The following is a 22,013-nucleotide window of genomic DNA, read 5'->3' as shown; positions in this document are numbered from 1 at the left end:
ACCCCTGGTCAGATCCCGGACGAGAAGGGTGTCACCCCATCGCGATCACGGCGCACGATCCGGCGCACGACACGCGCCGCGGCGGCACGGTCGATGCGGTCGATCGGGGTGGTGCGGGCCTCATCGAGCGGCGTCTTTTCCACGCCTGCGAGCATAGACAACACTCGAGGTCATGTCACGGCCACGTTTGGTGACGGCATAGGGTGTGCCCATGGAAGATCCGGAGATCACGGTCCTGGAGGCGCTGCACTCCACGCCGGCCCGCCGCTACCTGTCCGCCCAGCCGATCGGCGACGACATCGTCCGCAAGCTGCTCGACGCCGCCGTCCGCGGCCCCAACGGCGGCAACACCCAGCGCTGGGCCTGGATCGTGCTGCGCGACCCGGCGGTCAAGGCGCGGATCGCCGAGTTCTACCGCGAGGGCTGGGAGACGCTCTACGGCGTGCACCGCGAGCGCATGCTGGCCGCCGACGACCCCAACTTCCGGGCCGGCGACCACCTGGCCGCCCACATCGAGGAGGCCCCCGTCTGGATCTTCCCGGTCCTGCTCGGCGCCGCGAAATCCGGCAACCCGAGGCTCGGCTCCTCCATTTACGGCGCCGTCCAGCAGCTGATGCTGGCCGCCCGCGCCTACGGCATCGGCTCCACGCTGACCACCCTCTACTCCGGCCACGAGGCCGAGACACGCGACTTGCTCGGCCTGCCCGACGACGCGCTCACCATGGCCCTGGTCCCGCTCGGCTACCCGAGCAAGGGCCGCTGGGCCGAGCCGAAACGGCGCCCCCTCGACGAGGTCGTCTTCTGGGACAAATTCCAGACCCTTTAGACGTACGGGTCGAGCAGAGCACCCGCCGCTCAGGCCCGGCGCCGTCGTTGGTCACGCCATTGCCGCCACCGCCGGGCTGAGCTGCCGGCAAGCGCACGACCTGTCAGGTGCGTGCGGGAGCAGGGGTGCGGCTGACCTCGCCGTCCTGCTCGTCCTGTGGTTTCTCCGTCGCGCGCCGATATCCCTCGGCGCCCGGGCCACCGGCCAGGCCGTGTCCCGCTGTCGGCGACCATCGGGGCAGCCATCGAGCTGCCAGCACGACACCCAAGCCGATGATCACCGGCGTCATCAGTCCCGCCAATACGGACAACACCATGCTTCGATAGTGCCCCACATTCACTGAGAGCAACAGCCCCATCACGTACGGCAATCAGTCGACGAGGGCCCGCGGCAGCGAATCCCGGAGCTGGCGGCGTGAGGTGACGCCCAGCTTGGTGAAGACCTTGCGCAGGTGCCACTCGACCGTGCGGGGGCTCAGGAACAGCCGCTCCCCCACCTCGGGGTTGGAGAGCCTTCGCGCACGAGCTCGGCGATCTGGCGCTCCTGCGGGGTGAGCTCGTCGCTGACCGCGGCCTCGGCGGTGCGCTTGCGGGCGGCGGCGCCGGTGGCGAGCAGCTCCCGCCGGGCCCGCTCGGCGAACGCCTCCATGCCCATGCCGGCGAACATCTCGTGGGCCGTGCGCAGTTGCTCGCGGGCCTCGGTCCGCTGCTGCCGGCGGCGCAGCCACTCGCCGTAGAGCAGGTGGGCGCGGGCCAGCAGCATTCCGCGTTTCGTAGCCCTCGCCCCGGCTGTCATCATGGTCCACTTCCGCCGGGAAGAGAAGCCTGTCGCGCCACGGGCCGGGGGCGGCGAGAATGCCCGCATGCCCACCTACATCAAGTCCGTCACCTTCGACTGCCAGGACGCCTTGGTCGTCGCCCGCTTCTGGGCCGCCGCGCTGGGCGGCGAGCTCGACGAGGACGCCACCTCCGACAAGGCGTACGTGGAGGCTCCCGGGTGGGGCGCTCCCAGCCTGTGGTTCCAGCGGGTGCCCGAGCCCCGGACCGCCAAGCTGCGCATGCACTTCGACCTGCGCGCCCCTGCCGGCGTCCCGGACGAGGTGAAGCGCCTCGAGGCGCTGGGCGCCACTATCAAGGAGACCCACGGCGACCTTGTCGTCATGCAGGACCCCGAGGGCAACGAGTTCTGCGTCGAGTCCTGACCGGCTCGATCCCTCCACGTCGTCCCCTAGGACACCGGATGGCCGGCCGCCTTCGCGTCGATCGCCGCGGCGATGGCGGGCATCGGCTGGATCCACGCTCCCGGGCCCGGCGACGACGACGCCCGGAAGTGGTCGTTCTGCTTCCCGGACGTCGCGTGGCGCAGCCACCACCTGCACATCTTCGAGGCCGGCTCGGACAGCTGGCCCGGCCTGCTGGCCGCCATCCCACGGGTCGGCGAACCCCAGGCGGTCCGGATACAGCTCGGCGCATGCGCCTCGTTCCGCGTCGGACTCGTCGATCAGGCCGAAAGTCACCCCGTCGTGGACGGGGAACCTCGCAAGGTGCTGGGCTGGTTCGCGGAGCGGGTCCTGGGGTGATCGGGCAGCTCAGCCCGGCGGTCGCGGCAAAGGCGTGACCAGCGACGGCGGTCGCGTTGAGCGGCGGGGACTGCTGCTTCCTCGTACGTATGAAATTGCTCGTTCCAGGGAAATTTCAGCTTCGCGTCAGGGGCTGCCGTCATGATTCTCCGCGTTCGGCGCGACACACCGTCGTGCCGGTTGGGGGGACACACATGCGCAGGATGGGGGCCGTCGCGGTCGCCGTGGTCGCGATGCTGGGCGGGATGGCGGGGCCGGCGCGCGCCGACGACGTGCCGAAGCTGACGGCGTTCTCGGTGTCGGCGGCGGCGGTCGACGTCACCTACGGGACAGCGCAGATCACCGTGACCATGTCGGTGAGCGATCCGGGGGCGACCGGCGTGGGGACCGGCAACGTCATCGCGCACGGGCCGGACCGCGGATACAACCCGGGTGGACGCCTCGTGCAGGTCGGCGGGACGGCCAAGAACACCCAGTACCGGGCCGACATCACGCTGCCCGCGGGCAAGGCGGTCGACTACCGGATGAACATCACGTTCCTGCCGTTCGGCGAGTTCAGCCTGGTGGACCTGCAGTCGCAGCTGGTGGCGTCGGGCTGGGCGTATCACACGGTGGCCTCGGTGAACGCGGCTCCGGCGGCGCCGGCGCACCTCACCTTCCAGCGGGACCTGACGAGCGGCCGGCCGATCATCATCGTCAGCTGGGATCCGCCGCGCTCGGGGCAGCCGATCGCGACCGCTTCGGCGGTGACGGGCACGGGCTGCGGCACGTTGCAGAGCACCAACTACGCGGGCGCGCGGTTCACGGCGCCGGCATCCACGACCACGTGCACGGTGACGGCGAGCCTGAGCAACAGCGCGGGCAGCTCGCCGGCGACCACCGCGTCGGGCCGGATATGAGGCCGCGGCGTGCCGGGTGGCGGCCCGGCACGCCGCTCCCCGAGAGCGTGGGGGCCCGCCCTATCCCAAGAGCGCGAGCGGGCCCCCACACCTAAACTCGTGGTCGTGGCGACCGAAGTGGTGCTCGGCGAGGTGACCTGTCCGTCCGGGCAGCTGGTGATCATGGACGGTGGCTACGTCGAGCTGTGGTCCGGCGACCAGGTGCCCGACGACGAGGAGAACCCGGCGACCGACTTCGCGATCGAGGGGGCGGATGCGGAGGCCGCGGCGGCTTCCTTCGACCGTCAGACCGGCACCCGCCTGTACGACATTCCCGTCCACGCCGTCGCCGACCTGACCGATGTCTTCGACGAGCACTGCCGGGAGCACGGCCTCGACGCGTGGCTGCGGGCGTTCGAGCGGCAGGTCCCGCACCGCGAACGGGTCCGGCACGCGGTCGCGGCCCGGGAGTCCGGATTCGGCGTCACGGGTGTTCCGGTGCTGTCGATGGAAGCGCCGGCCGGCCGGGCGCTGCGGGTCACCGCCGTCCCCGGCAAGCACGGCTGGCAATCGATGCGGATCGAGCTCGGCGATGCCCCGGTGGCCGACTCGTGGGAGTTCGGTGAGCTCGGCGTCGACCACGCGCGACTGGTGTTCGCCGACGCCGACGCGCTGGGCTCGTGGGAGCACACCGGGCCGCTGGACGGGCTGGTTCTCTCGGGGCGCGACCACGAGGCCGGCGTGATCGAGATCGGTGGCGCGAGCGTCCTGATGGCGATGACCTCGGTGGGCGACGGCTTCTTCCTCGTCCACCTCGACGTCGACGCCGATGGCATCCCCGTCGCCCTCCGCATCGACCTCGCCGGAGAGCACTGACGGGAATCGCGTGGCCGGCCCGTGTCCAAGCGGAACACGGGCCGGCCGGCGCGACGGTCAGCCGATCTTGATGACCTGGGTGCCACCGGCGAACTTGTCGAACCAGTGCTGGCGCTGCGGGTCGCTGTTGATGTTGACCACGATCACGATCACCGCGGCCAGCCCGGCCAGGCCGCTCAGCACGCCGCCGAGGATCGGGACGATGCGCAGGATGCCGAACCCCATGTAGATGTTCCGGCGGATGGCCTGCTCCAGCGTCGGGTTGCTGACGCGATCGGGGCCGAACACCTTCAGCTTCATCACCTGCTTGCCGAGCGTCTGGCCCCGGCTGGACTCGAGGTAGCCGAAGTAGCCGAGATACAGGGCCGCGGTGAACACCGCCGACAAGAAGCCGGTCAGGATCCACGAATTCGAGATGACCGCGAGCACGAAGTTGATGATCACGGCCACGACGCCGACGATGAGGCCGTCGATGAGCTTCGCCACGAACCGGTCGGCCAGGGTGCCCGGCTGGCCGACACCCACCGGCGCGGAGTAGGGCTGCTGCTGCTGGTAGCCGGGCCCGGGCGGCGGGCCGCCGTAGGGCTGCTGCGGGTAACCGGTCCCCGGCGGCTGGGCGCCGTAGGGCGGCGGCGGGGGCGGAGCGCCGTACTGAGGCGGCGGGGGTGCAGCGCCGTACTGAGGCGGCGGGGGCGGAGCACCGTAGGAGGGCGGCGGGGGCGGGGACGAGGGATATCCGGAAGGAGCCGGCTCGTCGCCAGGTGACCCCGAGTAGGGCCCGGGACTGACCATATTGTGGTCCATTTCTGGTGTGTCCGGTTGGGAACACACCGGTGAGAGGCTGAAGCAGCGTAGATACTGTCCGGCATGCGGCCTTGAATGCCAAGGCCGGCTTCCACCGCCCGCCGACAAAATGCCGATGGCCGGGAGGGGAAGAGTAGCTAATGTCAGCGCATGACGACTGCCGCCATCGACGCGCAACGATGCGCGCGTGCGCTTCTCGCGAGCCTGGACGACCAGCAGCGCGACCTGGTTCGCGGCGACCTCGCCGACCCCGGCCTGCGGCGCTGGACCTATCTGCCCGGCGACCGGCCCGGCCTGTCGATGGAGCATCTCACCAGCGCCCAGCACGCCCTGGCGGTGGAGCTGCTCAGGTCGGCCCACTCGCCGGAGGGCGGGGACCTCGCCGTCGGCGTCATCGAGGTCGAACGGGTCCGGCGGGAACTGGCGACCGGCTCACCGCCGGCCGGCGACCGTTACTGGCTGCGGGTACTCGGCGACCCGGACGGCGATCAGCCGTGGGGCTGGCGCATCAACGGCCACCACCTGGCCGTCCACGTGGTCGTGGGGCCGGCCGCCGTCACGCTGACACCGCATTTCATCGGCTCCGAGCCGGCCACCATCCCGTCCGGCCGCCGGATCCTCGGCGCCGACGAGGACCTGGCCCGGCGACTGGCCGCCGGGTTCGATCCGGACCAGGGTGCGCTCGGCATCAGCGCCGGCCTCGCGCCGGACGACATCCTCACCCGGGACGATCCGGTGGCCGACCCGGCCGTGCTGCCCACCGGCATCGGCTGGGACCACCTGCGTCCGGAGCAGCAGGACATCCTCGGCCAGTTGGTCCGGCGATACCTCGGCCGCGCCCCGGCGCCGTACGCGCTGGCCTGCTGGCGCGACGCCGAGGCGGCGGGCCTGGAGCGAATCCGGTTCGCCTGGGCGGGCCCGACCACCCCCGGCGAGGGCCACTACTACTGCGTCCGGGCGCCCGAGTTCCTCATCGAGTACGACAACACCCAGGATGGCGGCAACCACGCCCATTCGGTGTGGCGGCACCTGCGCGACGACTGGGGCGGCGACCTGCTCCACGACCACTACGCACGGCGGCATACGGCGCCTTAAAGATCGTCGCGGAAAGCCAGCCCGGCCGCGTCCATCGCCTCGCGCAGATGCCGGAGGGCGTAGGGCCCGACTCCGTGCAATGCCTGCACCTCGCCGGCGCTGAGTCCGGCCACCTGCTCGAGCCGGACCACGCCGCGCGCGGTGAGCGCACGTGTCGCGGCGGCGCCGAGGTGGGGCAGCGGGATGCCCGGCTCCGGCGCCGGCCGGTCCCGGGCCTTGCGGGGATGACCCTCGTGGTCCAGCACCGCGGCGCCGCGCGGCGAGAGCCGGTACCCGATGTCCAGCGACTCGGTCAGGCCGCGCTCCTTCAGCTTGCGCACGTTCTGTTTGAACGAGGGGGTGTCACGGCCCATCCTCTGGGCGAGGTCGGGTGCCCGGGTGGCCGGCAGCTCGTCGATCAGCAGCAGCGTTGCCCGGGTCCACGGCCCGGTCGGCGAGGCTCGGTCGAGCCGGTCCAGCCACGCGACGATCGCGTCGATCTCGGCGGCGTCGGGCACCGCCTCGCGCAACGCCTGCCGCGGGTCGGCGCCCGCGTACCGCAGCCCGATCCGGTACACCGGCCGGTCGGCGTGCACGCGGTCCAACCCCTGCCGCAATGCCGCCAGCGTGGCCGCGCCGGCCCGGCGGGCGTCCGCGGCGGTCAGCGAGCTCACCGGCACGCGATCGACCGACGTGATCTCGACCAGTCCGACCGCGGTACGCATCCGGGTACCGACCCGGACCCGGGGCCGCTCCCACCGGCGGAACGCCACGTCGACATCGCCGGCCCGGATCGCCGCCAGTTCCGCTGGACGCATCTGCATGCCACCCAGTTCAACACACACCCGGGGATACTGGTCGCCGTGACGATCAAGGCGTTGATCTTCGACGCTGGCGGCGGCGGTGGGACGCCGGCGCGCTGCTGGATCGGGTGGGGCTGCGCGCGCGGTTCGAGGTGGTGGCGACCGGCGACGAGATGGCCGCGCACAAGCCGACCTCTCGCGCCTCACGAGCGTCCGAGGCGACGGGCGGTGTCGCTGGCGAGGGCCGTGAACAACCCCACCAGCACGCGATCGTACGCGCGATCGGGCAGCAGCCACCGTGCTGCCAGGGCCGCCTTCGCGCCGCGCCCGACCGCGTAGCGCGCCCGGGGGCGCCGTGCCGTCGCGGCTCGGGCGATCGCGCGGGCGACGACCGTTGGCGACGAGATGCCCTTGGCCTGCGAGGTCAGCGAGGCCGCGTACCGACGGGCGTAGTCCGCGTAGGCGCCGTCGCCCGAGCTTGCCAGCAAGCGCTCGCCGGCGACCCGGGGGAACTCGGTGTCGATGCCGCCGGGCTGGATCATGACGACCTGGATGCCCAGCGGTCTGAGCTCGACCCGCAGGCAGTCGCTGAGGCCTTCGAGGGCGTACTTCGTCGAGTGGTACCAGCCACCCAGCGGCTGGTACATCCGTGCGCCGACCGACGACACGTTGATGATGCGACCTTGGCCCCGCGCCCGCAGGTGCGGCAGCACCAGCTGGCACAGGCGGGCCGCGGCGAAGACGTTGACCTCGAACTGGCGGCGGGCCTCGTCCAGCGGCACGTCCTCGAGGGCGCCGAAGGAGCCGTAGCCGGCGTTGTTGACCAGGACGTCGATGCGGCCCGACTCGGTGACCACCCGGTCGACGAGCGCCCGCAGGTCGGCCTCGTCGGTGACGTCGGCGCGGACGGTGTGGACGCCCAGCGCGGCCAGCGGCGCCATGCGCTCCGATCGGCGGGCGGCCGCGTAGACGCGGAAACCGCGGTCGTGCAGCAGGCGGCTGGTGGCCGCGCCGATCCCCGCGGACGCGCCGGTCACGATCGCGACCCTGGCCATGTGCCCACCCTTCGCCGGCCGGGAAGAGCGTAGCCGTGTCCACAACGGACTGCAGCCGCTCAGCCGGATGCCGGACAAAAGCACTACTGTTCCTCCGCGTGACCCATGTCGAGATCGAGATCACCGCCGAGCTGGTCCGGGACCTGGTGCGCGAGCAGCATCCCGACCTGGCCGATCGGCCGGTGCGGCTGGGCGCCCGGGGCTGGGACAACCAGCTGTGGCGGCTCGGCGACGACTTGGCGGTGCGGCTGCCGTGGGCAACCGGGAGCTCGGACGCGCTGCTGCGCAAGGAGCACGCCTGGCTGCCGGCGCTGGCGCCGCGCCTTCCCCTCCCGGTGCCGGTCCCGCAGCGGCTCGGCGAGCCGTCCGGCTTGTTCCCCTGGCACTGGTTGATCACGACGTGGGTGCCGGGCACGCCTGCCGACCGGAGCCCGGTGACGCGCGGCGCGGACTCGGCCGACCGGCTGGCGGCGTTCCTGACGGCGCTGCACCAGCCTGCCCCGGACGATGCGCCGGCCGGCCGGGACCGCGGCGGGCCCCTCGCCGATCGGGCCGAGGCGTTCGCCCGGGGGCTGGCCGCGGTCACCAAGCGCGGACTGATCGACGATCCGGAGGCGGTCGGCGCCGTCTGGCAGGACGCGCTGAGCGCGCCGCCTTGGGACGGCCCACCGCTGTGGCTGCACGCCGACCTGCATCCGGCCAACGTTCTCACCGACGGCGGCGCCCTCTGCGGCGTCATCGATTTCGGGGACCTCTGCGCGGGCGACCCGGCCTACGACCTCTCCGCCGCGTGGCTGCTGCTGCCGGAGGATGCCATCGCCGGATTCCACGCGGCCTATCGGCGGGCGGGAGAAACGGACGCCGCCACGATGCGCCGGGCGCGCGGCTGGGCGATGGCGCGCGTCCTCAGCGGCATCCTCATCGCCGACGACGACGGTCCGGGCGGCAAGCCCAGCTGGGGGCCGCCCGCCAGGGCCGCCCTGAAGCGCCTCATGACGGCAGCTCAGCCCGGCGGTCGCGGCAATGGCGTGACCAACGACGGCGCCGGCGGGGCGCGGCGGGGGCTTTAGCTTCCTCGTACGTGCAAAGCTTTTGGTCATGATTGAACTGGCCGCGGTGGTGCAGGAGCTTCGGACCGAGTTGTACAAGGCCATCGACGCGGGTGATGGGGAGCGTCTGTCCTTCGAGCTCGGCCCGATCGAGCTGGAGGTCAGCGTCGGCCTGGAGCAGACGGACACGGCCGGCGGCAAGATCCGGTTCTGGGTGGTGGATCTCAACGGCAGCCTGAGCGACAAGAGCATCACGACGCAGAAGCTGAAGCTGACCCTCACCCCCAGCCTCGAGGTGGGCGGGCAGCGGACGACGCCGCACGTGTCCGGCCGGGCCGAGCGCGGCGAGGAATGAAATCGGCCGGCCCAGGTGGGCCGGCCGATTTCAGAAACTCACTTCTTCTTGCCCTTCTTGCCCGCCGGCGCCGCGGCCGGCGGCGGGTACTTCACGTTGAAGTCCCGGATCACCGGCAGCCCGACCCGAACCAGGTCGCGGGTGCGGTGCTCGACGTCGGCGGGGGTCAGGTGGTGCTTCGGCGTGGGCAGCTGCGCCGCGATCGTCCCGGTGAAGATCAGCAGGTCGTCGACCGAGCCGGGGAACGAGCGGGACATGTCGGCGGCCGCGCGCAGCTGGGACTCGGGCAGGTAGGCGACGTGCTCGGCCATGCCGGCCTCCCAGGCCCGCGGGTGCACCAGGTAGCCGGCGGGAAGCCGTCCCGGACCGCCCATCGGGGCGAGTGCCTTGGCGCGCTTCACCGGGACCGGGTTCGCCTTGCTGACCATGTAGAGGCCGCCCGCGGCGAACAGCGCGACCGGGATCATGATGGCTGCGGCGGCCGGCATGCCGGCGATGATCATCACGAAGGCGAGCACCCCGAGGATCATGGCGCCGGCCATGTACTCGCGGACGCCGTCACGGGAAGCGCCGTGCTCGGCGTCGGTGATGCAACGCTTGATGATGGCTTCCAGGACCGGGTCGGTGGGGCGCCACCCGTCCGCCCGTACGGGCATCTCACGCGTGGATTGCGCCATCGGGGTCCTCTCTCACGAAGGGGAAGTCGGTGTCGCCGAGCGGTATCGGCAAACAGCCACCCGCAGCTGAGGGATTTACGCGGCCAAGGCGGCGTATCGGCCGCCCGCGCCGACCAGCGCGTCGTGGGTGCCGGCCTCGAGGACCCGGCCGTGGTCGACCAGAACGATCTGGTCGGCGTCGCGGATCGTCGACAGCCGGTGTGCGATCGTGACCGTGGTGCGGCCCCGGGACAGTTCGTCGAAGGCGCGCTGCACGGCCCGCTCGGTCTCGTTGTCCAGGGCGCTGGTCGCCTCGTCGAGCACCAGGATGCGCGGGTCGCGCAGCAGGGTGCGGGCGATGGCGATGCGCTGCTTCTCGCCGCCGGAGAACCGGTGCCCGCGCGAGCCGACCATGGTGTCGTAGCCGTCGGGCAGCCCGGTGATGACGTCGTGGATCTGGGCGGCCCGGGCGGCGGCCTCGATCTGCGCGTCGGTGGCGTCGGGGCGGGCGTAGCGCAGGTTCTCCCGGACCGTGGTGTGCAGCAGGTACGTCTCCTGGCTGACCACGCCGACGATCGAGGACAGGTCGGCCAGGGTGAGGTCGCGCAGGTCGACGCCGTCGATGGTGACCCGTCCCGCGGTGGGGTCGTACAAGCGGGCGATCAGGGCCGCGATCGTGCTCTTGCCGGAGCCGGTCTCGCCGACCAGCGCCAGGGAGGTGCCGGCCGGGACGTCGAGCGTCACCCCGGCGACGGCGGCGGCTGTGCTGTCCCCGTACGCGAAAGTCACCTCCTCGAAGCGCAAGTGGCCCCTCGGGGCTGGCAAACGCACGGGCCGCGCCGGCTCCTCGATCTCGACCGGCAGGTCGAGGTACTCGAAGATGCGCGCGAACAGGGCGAGCGACGAGGTCAGCTGGACGCCGACGTTGAGCAGGGCCATCAGCGGCCGGAACAGGGCCGCCTGCAACGCGGTGAAGGCGACCAGCGTGCCGATCGACAAGTGAGCGAACGGCATGCCCGCGGCCAGGTAGATGACCGCCGGGATCGCCGCGAAGACGATGCTCATCGACGCCATCCGCCAGCGGCCGGCCAGCTCGGAGCGCAGCTCCAGGTCGATCAGGCGGGTCGACGACTGCGTGAAGCGGGAGATCAGCGCGGGCGCGGTGCCCAGCGTCTTGGACAGCTGCACGCCGCTGATCGACAGGCCTTCCTCGATGGTGACGTTGAGGTCGGCGAGCTCCCGCTGCCGCTGCGCGGTGATCTCGCGGCGCATGCGGGCGACCCGCTTGGAGAACCAGATGGCCGGTGGCAGCACCGCGAGGGAGACCAGCGAGAGCTGCCAGGAGAGCGCGGCCATGGCGACCAGGGTGGCGATGGCGGTGGTGAGGTTCGCGGCGATCGAGGTCGCGGTCGAGGTGACCACCGACTCCATGCCGCCGATGTCGTTGGTGATGCGGGACTGCACCTCGCCGGTGCGGGTGCGGGTGAAGAAGCCGATCGACTGCCGCTGCAGGTGCGTGAAGACGTCGGTGCGCAGCCGGTGCATGACCTCCTGGCCGACCCGGGTCGAGATCCAGGTCTGCACGACGCCGAGGGCCGCGGTCACGGCGGCGACGGCCACCATGCCGATCACCAGCCACACCAGCAACGTCAGGTTCGCGTGCGGCAGCGCGTCGTCGATGACCGCGCGCAGCAGGAACGGCGAGGCCATGCCGATGATCGACGAGGCCACGATGATCAGGACAACGACCGTCAGCGGCCAGGTGTGGTCGCGGAACAGTCCGCCGATGCGGCGCAGCGAGACCTCGCGGGCCTGCTGCTTCTCGGCCTGGGTGTTCTTGCGTTCGGGGCGCGGCAAAGGCGTCCCTCCTTCCGTGCGGTTTTACTGAGGTTACCTCATCATGAGGGAACAACCGCAAATCCTGCTACCGTATTCCGGGTGGAGAACGAGGAGTCGCTGTCGGAGGCGTTCTGGTCGGTGGCCCGCCACCTGCGCCATCGCACCCGGGTGGCGCTCGAGCCGTGGGACCTCTCGCCGTCGCTGGCCCGCGCCCTGAGCGTGCTGCTGCGGCACGGCGACATCCGGCTCAGCGGCCTGGCCGACCACCTGCGCATCGCTCCCCGCACCGCCACGGAGGTGGCCGACGATCTCGCCCGGCTGGGCCTGGCCGCCCGCCGTCCCGACCCCGACGACCGCCGGGCAACCCTGCTCGCCCTCACTGATCAGGGTGCAGAGACGGCCCAGGCGATCCGGGCCGCCCGATCGGCCGAAGGCGAGCAGTTCTTCGCCGCCTTGACGGCCGAAGAGCGCGAGACCTTGGCGTCTCTCTTGCGCAAGCTGCGCGACTAAAACCCCTATCGAGTACGGGTCGGCCACGGCCCCCGCGTTTTCGACGCCGGCGCCGTCGTTGGTCGCGCCTTTGCCGCGACCGCCGGGCTGAGGTCTATTTTTGGCCGGTGGGCTGGGAGGCATTGGAGCATTGGGGCGCCGACGTCGCTCAAGTCGAGCCGCTCGCCGGCGGAGTCGCCAACGACGTGTGGAGCGTGCGCATCGACGGGCGCCTGGCGGTCGGCCGCCTCGGTTTCCGGAGCGACGCCGATCTCGCGTGGGAGACCGGCCTCCTGAGGCATCTGGATCGTGAAGGCCTGCCCGTGCCGGTGCCGATCCCGGCCAGGGACGGCCGGCTGTTCGCCGACGGCCTGGTGGTGATGGCCTACGTGGAGGGCGGACCACCCGAGACGCCGGCCGACTGGCGTCGCGTGGCCGGCACCCTCCGCGAGCTGCACCGGTTGACGCGGGGCTGGCCGCAGCGCCCCGGCTGGCGCTCGTCGACGGACCTCTTGACCGCCGAGACCGGCACGAGGATCGACCTGCGCGCGATGCCCCCGGAGGCCGTTGCCCGATGCCGGGCCGCGTGGGCACAGCTCACCGGACATCAGATGTCCGTAGTCCACGGCAACCCCGCCAACCCCGGCAACGTCCGGATGACCCCCGATCGGGTGACGCTGATCGACTGGGACGAGGCGCATGTCGACATCCCCGACCTCGATCTCGTGCTGCCCGGCAACGCCGCCGCCCTCGATGACGGCGCCTACGACCTCGCCGCGCAGGCGTCGGCCGCGTGGGAGGCCGCCGTCTGCTGGGACGACGAGTACTCGATCAGGCGGCTGGCCGAGGTCCGTCCGGTCTGACCTACTATGGATTCATGGTTGAACGCGTTCAAGTTTTGCTGGCGCTCCGCTGCGCCCGCCCGAGCGCCCAGGGCCCGGAACCGGGTCAACGCAGCATGGCCGCCCTGGCCGTCGCGTACGTCGTCATCCTGTCCACGATGGTCAGCGCCTTCGGCGCCACCTCAGCGCTCTACGTCGCCCTGCTGGCCGCGCCGCAGTTGGCCCGCCGCCGAACCACCTTCACCGCCGCCAGCGGTCTGGTAGCCGCCCTGGTCCTCGCCGCTGCGCCCTTGGGCGGGCTCGCATTCTGGCCGGCCGTCCTTCCGCTGTTGCTGGCCCTGATCCCGATCCCGGAGCGCTGGTCATGGTTCCTGACGCCGATCGCGCTGGCGTTCGTCACGGCGCTGCTTGGCCTCGCGGCATACGCGTTCAGCCTGCCGACCCGCACGTGGTGAGCGGCGTCGGCGGCTCGCTGCCGTCGACGATGTTCCCTGCAGGCGGCCCTAAGCACGGCGAGCGGCCCCGGGTTCGGCGGGCGGGCCTAAGAACGGTGGCGGGTCAGGGCGGTGGCGCACGCCGCCGAGCCGGCCGCGCACAAGAGGGCGACCGTCAGCGCCGGCGGCACGTCGAGCGAGGCGACGCGGTCGAGGACGCCGATGATCAGCAGGGCGGCCAGGCACACGGCGAAAGCGACCGCGGTCAGGTGGGCGAGAACGCCGCTGCCATTCGGCTCGGGGCGGCGGCCGCCGGCCGGGATGCGCAGGGCCTCGGCGAACTCGTCCGCCACCCGGACCAGCGACTCGGCGTCGACGATGCGCTGCTCGGCGGCGGTGAGGCGGCGCAGCTCGATCTGCGCCTGGGGGTGGGCGGGCTCGATGGCCAGGGCGCGGCCGTGGGCCTCGCGGGCGCTCAGCGGACGGCCCGCGGCAAACAGCGCGACGCCGTGGGCGACGTGCAGGTCGGCGTCGTAGTGGGCGAACTCGGCCCCGGCGGCCAGGACCCGCTCGGCCTCGGCGAGCCGGCCGGCGGCGAGCAGGGCGCGGCCGTGGCGTTCCAGCAGCCGGGGGTTGCCGGGGTCTTCATTCCCGGCCGACACCGCGGCCGCGACGGCCAGCTCGTGGCGGCCGGCGGCGGTGTACGCGGCGCTCACCCAGTACAACGCCTCGGCGCCGTGCGGCTCCAGGCGCAACGCGGCGCGGGCGGCGTCGAGCGCCTCCGCCGGCCGGCGCAGCGCCAGGTGAGCCCGGGTCAGCAGCAGCCAGGCGTCGACGTTGCCGGGCTCCTCGCCGACGACCGGGGCGAGCAGCGTGGCGGCCTGGCCGGCCCGGCCGTTGCACAGCAGGTCGTCGGCCTGGTCGAGGAGGAGTTCGGTGCGCACCCCGGCACATTCGGCGGCGCCCCCGGCGACTTGTGAAAGCCGCCGGGTGCGTCCCGGTTGCGCTTGATTTCAGTCGTTGCGGGCCGACGCCGGCGCCGTGACCCGGCGCAGCAGCGGCATCGTCGAGGCGATCAGCGCGAGCGACACCGCCAGGCCGAAGCCGACCAGCACGTAGTACGAGGCGCCGGGCGCCTTGAGGTCGTAGTCGAGCTGCGACCGCAGGAACAGCGCCGCCGCCGTGAAGCCGGCGCCGATCGCCACGACCGCCACCGCCAGCAGCGGCACAGCGCTCTCCAGCGTCACCACCCGGCGCAGCTCCCCCAGCCGGACGCCGGCCAGCCGCAGCAGCGCGAACGGCCGCCTCCGCTCGTTGATGCCGCCGACCAGGCTGACCGCCAGGCTGCACCCGGCGATCACCAGGCTGGCCACGATGACCACGTCGGCGAGGCGCTGGAACTGCACGAGCGAGCGGGCGAAGTCGCTGCGGAACTCGTTCTCGGTGGATGGCAACCGGGTGCCTGGGAAGGCTTTCTCGAGCACCGTGCGGGCGTGTTCCAGGTGTTGGGTCGACCCGTCCGTGAGCACGACGATCGAATGCACCGGCTTGCCCGGCAGGTCGGCCGCCGGCACCGGCGATGCCGGCCAGACCGGCGGCGTCGCGTCGGGGTAGGTGAGGTCGGGGTAGACCGCCGCCACCTCGGCGCCGGCCGGGCAGCTGCCCAGCTCGGGGCGGCCGGCCAGGTCGGCGCAGCTGATCAGGCCGGACGGGCGGTCCGCGGCCGGCTCCTCGAAGCGGACCACGAGCACGGTGCCCAGCCCGGCGGGCACCTCCGCGTCGGCGGGCGGCGGCGGTCCCTCTCCGGGGAACCAGATGACGGAGAGGTTGTTGTGGATGGCCGTGCCGGCCGGCGCCACGCCGCGGTAGGCCACGATCGAGGTGATGACGCCGGTGGCGACGCTGGTGACGAAGAGCGCGAGCATCAGCCCGCTGACCGCGCGGAAGCCGGCGCGCGGGTCGTCGGCGAGCCGGCGGCCCGCGATCAGGGCGGCGGGCCGGCGGGCGAGGCGGGCGAGCAGGCGGGAGCCGGCCATGGTCAGGTACGGGCCCGCGACGACCAGCCCGACCATCGTGAGCAGGATGCCGCCGAGATAGGCCGAGGTCTGCCCGTTGGTGGTGGCGGGCCGGCGGCCGATGAAGTACGCCAGCTCGAGCAGGCCCGCCCCGACCGGCACGAGACGCCAGGCGCGCGGCGGCCGCGGGGTGACCCGGCGCGCGACGCCGAGGGGCGTGATCCGTACGCGGCGCAGCGCGAACCGGGCCGCGACGGCCGCCCCCGCCGGCACCCCGACGGCGACGAGCAGCGTCTGCGGCCAGCTCAGCGAGAGGTCCTCCGCATAGAAGCGCTCCCCGGTGAAGGTGATGCCCGCCAGCGCCAGCCGGACCAGCGGGAACAGGGCGAAGCCGAGCAGCGTGCCGGCCGCGGCGGCGACGGTCGACTCGATGGTGGCGATCGTGGAGATCTGCCGCGGGGTGGCGCCGACCAGCCGCATCGCGGCGAAGCGCTGCTCGCGCCGGGCCGCGGACAGGCGGGTCGCGGTGCCGATGAACATCAGCAGCGGGAAGAGCAGGGCGGCCGCGACGACGCCGAGGACAAGCGTGAGGCCGTCGCTGCCGATGCCGACGTAGCAGCCGCCGCACTCGCTCGGCGAGACGCTGACGATGCGGGTGATCTCGGTGGCGCCGATGATGCCGCGAAGCTCCTGCGGGATGCGGCCGACGACGGCGATCAGCGAGTCGGGCGACGGCAGCGCGGCCTCGCCGAGGACGCCCGCCGGGCGGCCCGGGAACCGATCGCCCAGCGAGGAGGCGGGAACCGACGCGAGCAGCTCGGCCAGGGCCGGCGAGACGAAGTACTCCCCCGCGGCGGGCAGGCGGGTCATCCCGGGCGGCACGGGCCCGGACGGGCCGGTCGGCGCGACGTCGACGCGGGCTATCCGGCGGCCGTCGAAGTAGTCCTCGCGGATCACCCATCCGGCCGGATCGGCGGCTTCGGGACCGGTCGCGGCCGCGGTCACCCCGCTGTTCAGCCACGCGAACCGCAGGTTCTGCGCCTGCACGGCGTTGATCCCGGCGAGCGTCGCGAGCAGCAGGGCGACGCCGATCGCGACGGCGGCGCCGACCAGCGCGAGCCGGGCCAGGGCGGCCCGGCCGCCGCTGAGCGCGAGCCGCAGCCCGAGGCGGATCACGACGCCACCGCGGGCGTGGTGACGCGGCCGTCGCGGACCATGATCTCGCGGTCCGCGTACGCGGCGACGCGCGCGTCGTGGGTGACCAGGACGACCGTGGTGCCCTGGTGCCGGGCGAGCCCGACCATCAGCTCCATCACCTGCTCGCCGGTGAGCGAGTCGAGGGCGCCGGTCGGCTCGTCGGCGAACAGCACGGCCGGCTCCCCGACCAGCCCGCGGGCCAGGGCGACCCGTTGCGCCTGGCCGCCGGACAGCTCGCCGGAGCGCCGCCGCTCGAGCCCGTCGAGGCCGAGCCGCCCGAACCACTCGCGGGCCCGGCGCAACGCCGGATCGCGGCGCACCCCGCCGAGCAGCAGGGGCAGCGCGACGTTCTCCTCGGCGGTGAGCTCGGGGACGAGCTGGCCGAACTGGAAGACGAAGCCGAACCGGTCGCGGCGCAGCTCGCTGCGGGCGGCCTCGCTCAGGTCGTCGATCCGCCGGCCGAGCGCGTGGATCTCGCCGGCGTCGGGCACCAGGATGCCGGCCAGGCAGTGCAGCAGCGTCGACTTGCCCGAGCCGCTGGGGCCCATGACCGCGACGATCTCGCCGGCGTCGATGGTGAGGTCGGCGCCGCGCAGCGCGAGTGTGGAGCCGAACGCCAGAGAAACGGCCTTTGCCGACAAAAAAGTCACGGCTTCACCTGCGCGCGCAGCGCGTCCAGCCGGGCCGAGGTCGTGTCGATCCAGCGCAGGTCGGCCTCGAGATGGAACAGGCCGTGGTCGGCGAGCAGCCCGTCGACCAGGCCGCCGGTGCGCTTGACCTCGGTGAGCTCGCGCATCCGGGCCATGTGGGCGCGGCGCTGCGTGTCCAGGTATTCCTCGGCCGGGCGGTCGAGCATGAGGGCCAGCACAACCTTGGCGAACAGCACGGTCTGCTGATGCGGCTCGGGGGCGACCGGCTCGAGCAGCCACTCGTCGACCTGCGTCGCGCCGAGCTCGGTGATCACGTACCGCTTGCGCTCGGGCCCCTCCCCGGGGGTGACCTCGTCCATCACCACCTTGCCGTCGCGGGCCAGCCGGGACAGCGTCGAGTAGACCTGGCCGAAGGGCAGCGCCCGCCCGTGGCCGAACCACTGGTCGTAGTCGCGCTTGAGGTCGTATCCGTGGCTGGGCTGCCGCTCGAGCAGGCCGAGCAGGGTCAGGGGAACGCTCATGCCGACGACCATACACCCGGGGTATACACTCGGTGTATATGGTGGCCCAGGTCACACAGCTGATTCTTAACCGCACCCGGTCGACAACCGAATCTGGCGGTTGCAAGTCAGGAGTGAAGGAGGGACAAACCGATGAGCATGCGAATCGGCGGCGCCGGCGGCGCCCAGTGGGGATCGCACATCGCCAGCATCCACCTGCGGACGGACTACGTGCGGCTCAGCACCGATGTCCAGTCCGGCGCCGACGAGCGGAAGATCCGCTCGGACAAGGCGGCGATCGTCGAGAGCCGCCGCGACATAGCCGCGACCCGCCGCTCCGGCGTCGTGGACGTGACGGTCTAGGCCGCGACGCCGGAGTGGGCAGGCAGGGTCAGGCCCGGGCGTCAGCCGTGGCCTGATCGGCCAGGATGGCGTCGACGGCGGCGAGCATCGCCTGGGCCTGCGGCCTCAGCTGTGACAGCGGCTCGATCGCCGCGTCGAGGTCGCCGTCGCGGGCGGCCTGCTCGAGCCGCTCGCAGACCTCGGCCAGGTCCTGCGCGCCGAGGTTGGCCGCCACCCCCTTGAGCTGGTGGGCCTGCTGGCGCAGCCGCTCGGCGTCGTCGAGCGCGACCGCCTGGTGGATCTGTTCGACGTGCCCGGGCGCGTGCGCGCTGAGCCGCCGCAGCAGGCCGCCCAGCTCGTTCGGGCCGAGGGCCGCCCCGGCGCCGCGCAGCAGGTCGAGCCGCTGCTCGATCTGCTGCCGCACATTCGGCGTATAGATCGGCAGCAGAGCCCACTTCTCGAGGGCGGCGGCCAGGTCGGCCGGCATCAGCGGCTTCGCCAGGTGGTCGTCCATCCCGGAATCCAGGCAGCGCGAGCGGTCCTCGGGCAGCGCGCCCGCGGTCATGGCGATGATCGGCACGTGCTCCCCCGGCCGCTCGGCCAGGCGGATCGCGGCCGTCGCCTCGTACCCGTCCATCTCCGGCATCAGGCAGTCCATGAAGATGGCCTGATAGTGCTGCGTCGACGCCATCTCGACCGCCTCGCGCCCGTTGGCGGCCACGTCCGCGCTGTATCCGAGGTTGGCCAGGATTCCCAGCGCCACCGTCTGGTTGATGTCGTTGTCCTCGACCAGCAGCACGTGCCCGCGCCCCGACGGCGACTCGGCGGTGGTGCGCAGCGCCCGGTCCTCGGCCGGCCCGGCGAAGATGCCGACCAGCGCGTCGTACAGCTGCGACTGCCGGACCGGCCGGGTGAGCACCGCGTTGAAGCCGGCCGACCGGGCCCGGCCCGGCGGCGACGGCTCGCCGCCGACGAGGATCAGCTTGGGCGTGGGGATGACCGGGTCGGCGACGACGACGGCCGCGAGCTCCGCGCGGTCGAGGATCACGACATCGTACGGGCGGCCGCACTCCGCCGCCGCGGTGAGCGCACCCACCGCCGCCGCCTCGTCCGGCACCGCCGTCGTCCCGATCACCCAGGCAGACAGTTGATCGTTCAGGGCGGCGGTGTCGTCGCCGGTCATCAGCAGGACCCGGAGCCCGTCCAGCGCGTGCCGGGGTGGGGAGTCGCCTTCGACCGCGGGCCACAGCGGCACGGTGAACCAGAACATGCTGCCCTTGCCGGCCTCGCTGGTCATCCCGATCTCCCCGCCGAGCACCCCCACCAGCTCCCGGCTGATCGCCAGCCCCAGCCCGGTGCCCCCGAAGCGGCGGGTGGTGCCCGCGTCGGCCTGGATGAACGGCTCGAACAGCCCGGCCTGCTGGTCGATGTCGATGCCGATACCGGTGTCGGAGACCTCGAAGCGCACCGGGACGGCGCCGTCCGGGAAGGGTCCGTCGGCCGGGCTCGCGGTGACCGTCACGCTGCCGCCGGCGGTGAACTTGACCGCGTTGCCGGCCAGGTTGAGCAGCACCTGGCGCAGTTTGCCGGCGTCGCCCGAGACCGGCGCGGCCAGCACCGGGTCGCAGCGCGACGACACGGTCAGGTCCTTGGCGCCGGACGCGTCGGCGACCAGGCCGACCACCTCGTCGAGCAGCCGCCAGAGCTCGAAGTTCGCACGTTCCAGGACGACCTTGCCGGACTCCAGCTTGGAGAAGTCGAGCACGTCGTTGATCACCGAGAGCAGGGCGACGCCGGCGCTGTTGATGCCCTGCGCGTACCGCCGCTGGACGTCCTGCAGCTCGGTGCCGAGCAACAGGCCGCTCAGGCCGATCACCCCGTTCATCGGCGTCCGGATCTCGTGGCTCATCGAGGCGAGGAAGTGCGACTTGAGCCGGGCGGTCTCCACGGCCTGGTCGCGGGCCTGGGCCAGGGCCTGCTCGGTCTGCCGGCGGGCGCTGATGTCGCGGGCGAACGCGTGGAACGTCGACGGGCCGTCGCGGCGGATCCGCCACATGGTGAGCTCGATCGGCAGCTCGCTGCCGTCGGCGGTGACCGCGGCCATCTCGGTGGGGCGGTCGAGCAGCCAGTCCCAGCGGCCCTCGAGGACCCGGTCGAGAGCGGCGGCGTAGCGCCGGGGCAGGATCGTGTCGACCACGTGCCGGCCGAGCACCTGCTCGCGGGTCCAGCCGAAGACCTGCTCGGCCTGCCGGTTCCATTCGGTGATCAGCCCGCGGAAGTCCATGCTGATGAACGGGTCGCTGGCCGCCGTCATGATCATCTGGAACTGCTCGCGCTCGAAGCGCAGGCGCCGCTCGGCCTCCACCTCGGCGGTGATGTCGTGCGAGATCGTCGAGGCGCCGACGATGCGGCCGTCCGGGTCGCGGATCGGCGCCATGCTCAGCGAGACGTAGATCGTGCTGCCGTCCTGCCGCACCCGCCGGGTCTCGTGGTGCTTGATCAGCTCGCCGGCCCGCACCCGGGCCAGCAGCCGCCTCTCCTCGTCCGGCCGGTCGAAGGGCAGGATCACGGTGACGTCCCGGCCGATCATCTCGGCGGCGGTGTAGCCGTAGAGGCGGGCCGCGCCGGGGTTCCAGGTGAGGATCGTGCCGTCGAGCGTCTTGCTGACTATCGCGTCGCTGGAGGCGGCGACGATGCCGGCGAGCTGCGCGTCGGACTGGGCCTGGGCCAGCCGGTCGGTGATGTCCTGCACGGTGGCGAACACGACCGTGCCGCCCTCGCCGTCGACCGCGGAGAGGCTGATCTCGACCGGGCACTCGGTGCCGTCGCCGCACTTCGCGGTGAGCTGCATGCCCTCGCCCATCGGCCGGGGCATCGGCGCGGCCAGGTACTCGCGGCGGTGGCGGGCGTGCCGTTCGCGCAGCGGGGTGGGCACGAGATCGTCGACGTTCATGCCGACCAGCTCCTCGCGCCGGTAGCGGAAGACCTGCACCGCCCGCGCGTTGGCCAGCAGGATCCCGCCGGCGGCGTCGATGCAGAGCATCGCCTCCGGCGAGGCGTCCAGCAGGGCCTTGAACTTGCTCTCGGCGACGCGCAACTGGGTGGTCTCGTTGGTCACCCCGCAGATCGCGTACGCCTCACCGCCGTCCTCCCGCAGCGCGAAGAACGTGCTGACGAACGTCCGGGGGCCGTGCTCGCCGGGCAGCTCGTCCTCGAAGACGAGCGGGCCGTCGGCCTCGACGATGAGGCGGTCCCGCCGGGTGATCTCGGCCAGCCGCTCCGGGGTGTGCACGTCCCGGTCGAGGCGGCCCGCGGTGCTGCCGACCGGGAGGCCCTGCACCTGCTCGAACGCGGCGCTGGCCATCTGATACCGGCCGTCGACGCCCTTGATGAAGAACGACGTGGGCGTGTGCCGCAGGATGGTCTCCATCCGGGTGTGCCGGACGTACTCGGCCCGGGTGACCGCCTCAACCTCCTCCAGCTGGGCCCGCCGCGTCCCGATGACCAGGCTGACGACGGTCACGCACCCGACGCCGGCGACGACCAGCAGGACGGCCTCCCACCGGGGGCCGTACCAGCCGGCCTCGGCCCCGGCGGCGGCCAGCCCGCCGGCGACCGCCAGCGCCAGAAGGGCGGCCAGCGCGGGCAACACGGCCACGGAGCGGCGGCGGCCGCGCTCATCGGCCGCCGGCGAGGACGACATATATCCGGAATATCACTTTCGGGCCCTATTTTGGGCGGTAATTTTGA

Annotated in this window: 26 protein-coding genes; 12 read left to right on the top strand and 14 right to left on the bottom strand. The window is 72.5% G+C overall.

Features of this window, described 5'->3' with window-relative positions; translation table 11 throughout:
* Positions 1-8: 8 nt before the first annotated feature.
* The gene (locus ACQPZX_RS24125; protein WP_433384626.1) at positions 9-143 is read right to left on the bottom strand and encodes a hypothetical protein; all 135 of its coding nucleotides are present in this window, start codon (positions 141-143) and stop codon (positions 9-11) included.
* 68 nt (positions 144-211) lie between these two features.
* On the opposite strand from ACQPZX_RS24125, the gene ACQPZX_RS24120 reads away from it, so the two are divergent.
* Positions 212-826, top strand: coding sequence for a nitroreductase family protein (locus ACQPZX_RS24120; protein WP_433384623.1), 615 nt, complete (start codon positions 212-214; stop codon positions 824-826).
* Between the two features lie 103 nt (positions 827-929).
* On the opposite strand, the gene ACQPZX_RS24115 is transcribed toward ACQPZX_RS24120, so the two are convergent.
* Genes ACQPZX_RS24115 through ACQPZX_RS24105 form a run of 3 tightly spaced genes read right to left on the bottom strand, consistent with a single transcriptional unit; the run spans position 930 to position 1,588 of the window.
* The gene (locus ACQPZX_RS24115) at positions 930-1,142 is read right to left on the bottom strand and encodes a hypothetical protein (protein ID WP_433384620.1); all 213 of its coding nucleotides are present in this window, start codon (positions 1,140-1,142) and stop codon (positions 930-932) included.
* Between the two features lie 54 nt (positions 1,143-1,196).
* A complete protein-coding gene (locus ACQPZX_RS24110) occupies positions 1,197-1,322 on the bottom strand; it encodes a LuxR C-terminal-related transcriptional regulator (RefSeq protein ID WP_433384617.1) in 126 nt (41 codons plus the stop codon).
* Positions 1,301-1,588 carry a hypothetical protein gene (locus ACQPZX_RS24105; protein WP_433384614.1) on the bottom strand — a complete coding sequence of 96 codons (288 nt, stop codon included), beginning with the start codon at positions 1,586-1,588 and terminating at the stop codon, positions 1,301-1,303. Before ACQPZX_RS24105 ends, ACQPZX_RS24110 begins: the two co-directional genes overlap by 22 nt.
* Before the next feature lie 100 nt (positions 1,589-1,688).
* Between ACQPZX_RS24105 and ACQPZX_RS24100 the strand changes: the two genes are divergently transcribed.
* The 4 genes from ACQPZX_RS24100 (at position 1,689) to ACQPZX_RS24085 (ending at position 4,159) form a co-directional block, all read left to right on the top strand.
* Complete coding sequence (locus tag ACQPZX_RS24100; RefSeq protein WP_433384611.1) at positions 1,689-2,027, top strand: VOC family protein; 339 nt, start codon at positions 1,689-1,691, stop codon at positions 2,025-2,027.
* Between the two features lie 72 nt (positions 2,028-2,099).
* Positions 2,100-2,405: a hypothetical protein gene (locus tag ACQPZX_RS24095; protein ID WP_433384608.1), complete on the top strand. Its 306-nt coding sequence runs from the start codon at positions 2,100-2,102 to the stop codon at positions 2,403-2,405.
* Positions 2,406-2,599: 194 nt separating this feature from the next.
* A complete protein-coding gene (locus ACQPZX_RS24090; RefSeq protein WP_433384605.1) occupies positions 2,600-3,304 on the top strand; it encodes a hypothetical protein in 705 nt (234 codons plus the stop codon).
* A gap of 105 nt (positions 3,305-3,409) precedes the next feature.
* Positions 3,410-4,159 carry a hypothetical protein gene (locus tag ACQPZX_RS24085; RefSeq protein ID WP_433384602.1) on the top strand — a complete coding sequence of 250 codons (750 nt, stop codon included), beginning with the start codon at positions 3,410-3,412 and terminating at the stop codon, positions 4,157-4,159.
* A gap of 57 nt (positions 4,160-4,216) precedes the next feature.
* Here ACQPZX_RS24085 and ACQPZX_RS24080 read toward each other — a convergent pair whose 3' ends face one another.
* Positions 4,217-4,951, bottom strand: coding sequence for an RDD family protein (locus ACQPZX_RS24080; protein ID WP_433384599.1), 735 nt, complete (start codon positions 4,949-4,951; stop codon positions 4,217-4,219).
* Between the two features lie 162 nt (positions 4,952-5,113).
* On the opposite strand from ACQPZX_RS24080, the gene ACQPZX_RS24075 reads away from it, so the two are divergent.
* Positions 5,114-6,058 carry a DUF3500 domain-containing protein gene (locus tag ACQPZX_RS24075; RefSeq protein ID WP_433384596.1) on the top strand — a complete coding sequence of 315 codons (945 nt, stop codon included), beginning with the start codon at positions 5,114-5,116 and terminating at the stop codon, positions 6,056-6,058.
* Here the strand turns inward: ACQPZX_RS24075 and ACQPZX_RS24070 are convergent.
* Positions 6,055-6,861 carry a hypothetical protein gene (locus ACQPZX_RS24070; protein WP_433384593.1) on the bottom strand — a complete coding sequence of 269 codons (807 nt, stop codon included), beginning with the start codon at positions 6,859-6,861 and terminating at the stop codon, positions 6,055-6,057. The genes ACQPZX_RS24075 and ACQPZX_RS24070 overlap by 4 nt on opposite strands.
* A gap of 182 nt (positions 6,862-7,043) precedes the next feature.
* Positions 7,044-7,895 carry an oxidoreductase gene (locus ACQPZX_RS24065; protein WP_433384590.1) on the bottom strand — a complete coding sequence of 284 codons (852 nt, stop codon included), beginning with the start codon at positions 7,893-7,895 and terminating at the stop codon, positions 7,044-7,046.
* 98 nt (positions 7,896-7,993) lie between these two features.
* Here ACQPZX_RS24065 and ACQPZX_RS24060 point away from each other — a divergent pair, with 98 nt between their 5' ends.
* Positions 7,994-8,965, top strand: coding sequence for an aminoglycoside phosphotransferase family protein (locus tag ACQPZX_RS24060; protein WP_433384587.1), 972 nt, complete (start codon positions 7,994-7,996; stop codon positions 8,963-8,965).
* 28 nt (positions 8,966-8,993) lie between these two features.
* Positions 8,994-9,299: a trypco2 family protein gene (locus ACQPZX_RS24055; protein WP_433384584.1), complete on the top strand. Its 306-nt coding sequence runs from the start codon at positions 8,994-8,996 to the stop codon at positions 9,297-9,299.
* A 38-nt stretch (positions 9,300-9,337) separates the two neighbouring features.
* Here the strand turns inward: ACQPZX_RS24055 and ACQPZX_RS24050 are convergent, their stop codons facing one another.
* Both ACQPZX_RS24050 and ACQPZX_RS24045 read right to left on the bottom strand, forming a co-directional pair.
* Positions 9,338-9,976, bottom strand: a complete 639-nt coding sequence (locus ACQPZX_RS24050) for a hypothetical protein (protein WP_433384581.1) — start codon at positions 9,974-9,976, stop codon at positions 9,338-9,340.
* A 75-nt stretch (positions 9,977-10,051) separates the two neighbouring features.
* A complete protein-coding gene (locus ACQPZX_RS24045) occupies positions 10,052-11,812 on the bottom strand; it encodes an ABC transporter ATP-binding protein (protein ID WP_433384578.1) in 1,761 nt (586 codons plus the stop codon).
* 81 nt (positions 11,813-11,893) lie between these two features.
* Between ACQPZX_RS24045 and ACQPZX_RS24040 the strand changes: the two genes are divergently transcribed.
* From ACQPZX_RS24040 to ACQPZX_RS24030, 3 genes are all read left to right on the top strand, one after another.
* Entirely contained in the window at positions 11,894-12,304 is a 411-nt protein-coding gene (locus ACQPZX_RS24040) for a MarR family winged helix-turn-helix transcriptional regulator (protein ID WP_433384575.1), read from the top strand.
* A gap of 107 nt (positions 12,305-12,411) precedes the next feature.
* Complete coding sequence (locus tag ACQPZX_RS24035; RefSeq protein ID WP_433384573.1) at positions 12,412-13,146, top strand: phosphotransferase enzyme family protein; 735 nt, start codon at positions 12,412-12,414, stop codon at positions 13,144-13,146.
* A gap of 14 nt (positions 13,147-13,160) precedes the next feature.
* Entirely contained in the window at positions 13,161-13,580 is a 420-nt protein-coding gene (locus tag ACQPZX_RS24030) for a hypothetical protein (protein ID WP_433384570.1), read from the top strand.
* Between the two features lie 86 nt (positions 13,581-13,666).
* On the opposite strand, the gene ACQPZX_RS24025 is transcribed toward ACQPZX_RS24030, so the two are convergent.
* The 4 genes from ACQPZX_RS24025 to ACQPZX_RS24010 form a co-directional block, all read right to left on the bottom strand.
* Entirely contained in the window at positions 13,667-14,503 is an 837-nt protein-coding gene (locus ACQPZX_RS24025) for a tetratricopeptide repeat protein (RefSeq protein ID WP_433384567.1), read from the bottom strand.
* Between the two features lie 69 nt (positions 14,504-14,572).
* On the bottom strand, positions 14,573-16,750 hold the full coding sequence (locus ACQPZX_RS24020; RefSeq protein ID WP_433384564.1) for an FtsX-like permease family protein: 2,178 nt from the start codon (positions 16,748-16,750) through the stop codon (positions 14,573-14,575).
* On the bottom strand, positions 16,747-17,421 hold the full coding sequence (locus tag ACQPZX_RS24015) for an ABC transporter ATP-binding protein (RefSeq protein WP_433384561.1): 675 nt from the start codon (positions 17,419-17,421) through the stop codon (positions 16,747-16,749). Before ACQPZX_RS24015 ends, ACQPZX_RS24020 begins: the two co-directional genes overlap by 4 nt.
* The gene (locus tag ACQPZX_RS24010; protein WP_433384558.1) at positions 17,418-17,942 is read right to left on the bottom strand and encodes a PadR family transcriptional regulator; all 525 of its coding nucleotides are present in this window, start codon (positions 17,940-17,942) and stop codon (positions 17,418-17,420) included. The genes ACQPZX_RS24015 and ACQPZX_RS24010 overlap by 4 nt, the downstream gene beginning before the upstream one ends.
* A gap of 132 nt (positions 17,943-18,074) precedes the next feature.
* Here ACQPZX_RS24010 and ACQPZX_RS24005 point away from each other — a divergent pair, with 132 nt between their 5' ends.
* On the top strand, positions 18,075-18,284 hold the full coding sequence (locus tag ACQPZX_RS24005) for a hypothetical protein (RefSeq protein ID WP_433384555.1): 210 nt from the start codon (positions 18,075-18,077) through the stop codon (positions 18,282-18,284).
* Positions 18,285-18,312: 28 nt separating this feature from the next.
* On the opposite strand, the gene ACQPZX_RS24000 is transcribed toward ACQPZX_RS24005, so the two are convergent.
* Complete coding sequence (locus ACQPZX_RS24000) at positions 18,313-21,966, bottom strand: PAS domain S-box protein (protein ID WP_433384552.1); 3,654 nt, start codon at positions 21,964-21,966, stop codon at positions 18,313-18,315.
* Positions 21,967-22,013 lie beyond the last annotated feature (47 nt).

This window comes from Actinoplanes sp. CA-142083, assembly GCF_050942195.1.
Classification (GTDB): Bacteria; Actinomycetota; Actinomycetes; order Mycobacteriales; family Micromonosporaceae; genus Actinoplanes.
The sequence above is the reverse complement of the archived record's forward strand: the minus strand, read 5'-3'. Positions and strand labels throughout refer to the sequence as shown.

What these genes read in the sequence shown, in the direction of transcription:
- ACQPZX_RS24120 (WP_433384623.1), top strand. Translation starts at nt 212, where the DNA reads ATGGAAGATCCGGAGATCACGGTCCTGGAGGCGCTGCACTCCACGCCG.
- ACQPZX_RS24115 (WP_433384620.1), bottom strand. Translation starts at nt 1,142, where the DNA reads ATGGTGTTGTCCGTATTGGCGGGACTGATGACGCCGGTGATCATCGGC.
- ACQPZX_RS24105 (WP_433384614.1), bottom strand. Translation starts at nt 1,588, where the DNA reads ATGCTGCTGGCCCGCGCCCACCTGCTCTACGGCGAGTGGCTGCGCCGC.
- ACQPZX_RS24100 (WP_433384611.1), top strand. Translation starts at nt 1,689, where the DNA reads ATGCCCACCTACATCAAGTCCGTCACCTTCGACTGCCAGGACGCCTTG.
- ACQPZX_RS24095 (WP_433384608.1), top strand. Translation starts at nt 2,100, where the DNA reads ATGGCGGGCATCGGCTGGATCCACGCTCCCGGGCCCGGCGACGACGAC.
- ACQPZX_RS24090 (WP_433384605.1), top strand. Translation starts at nt 2,600, where the DNA reads ATGCGCAGGATGGGGGCCGTCGCGGTCGCCGTGGTCGCGATGCTGGGC.
- ACQPZX_RS24080 (WP_433384599.1), bottom strand. Translation starts at nt 4,951, where the DNA reads ATGGTCAGTCCCGGGCCCTACTCGGGGTCACCTGGCGACGAGCCGGCT.
- ACQPZX_RS24075 (WP_433384596.1), top strand. Translation starts at nt 5,114, where the DNA reads ATGACGACTGCCGCCATCGACGCGCAACGATGCGCGCGTGCGCTTCTC.
- ACQPZX_RS24070 (WP_433384593.1), bottom strand. Translation starts at nt 6,861, where the DNA reads ATGCAGATGCGTCCAGCGGAACTGGCGGCGATCCGGGCCGGCGATGTC.
- ACQPZX_RS24065 (WP_433384590.1), bottom strand. Translation starts at nt 7,895, where the DNA reads ATGGCCAGGGTCGCGATCGTGACCGGCGCGTCCGCGGGGATCGGCGCG.
- ACQPZX_RS24055 (WP_433384584.1), top strand. Translation starts at nt 8,994, where the DNA reads ATGATTGAACTGGCCGCGGTGGTGCAGGAGCTTCGGACCGAGTTGTAC.
- ACQPZX_RS24050 (WP_433384581.1), bottom strand. Translation starts at nt 9,976, where the DNA reads ATGGCGCAATCCACGCGTGAGATGCCCGTACGGGCGGACGGGTGGCGC.
- ACQPZX_RS24030 (WP_433384570.1), top strand. Translation starts at nt 13,161, where the DNA reads ATGGTTGAACGCGTTCAAGTTTTGCTGGCGCTCCGCTGCGCCCGCCCG.
- ACQPZX_RS24010 (WP_433384558.1), bottom strand. Translation starts at nt 17,942, where the DNA reads ATGAGCGTTCCCCTGACCCTGCTCGGCCTGCTCGAGCGGCAGCCCAGC.
- ACQPZX_RS24005 (WP_433384555.1), top strand. Translation starts at nt 18,075, where the DNA reads ATGAGCATGCGAATCGGCGGCGCCGGCGGCGCCCAGTGGGGATCGCAC.
- ACQPZX_RS24000 (WP_433384552.1), bottom strand. Translation starts at nt 21,966, where the DNA reads ATGTCGTCCTCGCCGGCGGCCGATGAGCGCGGCCGCCGCCGCTCCGTG.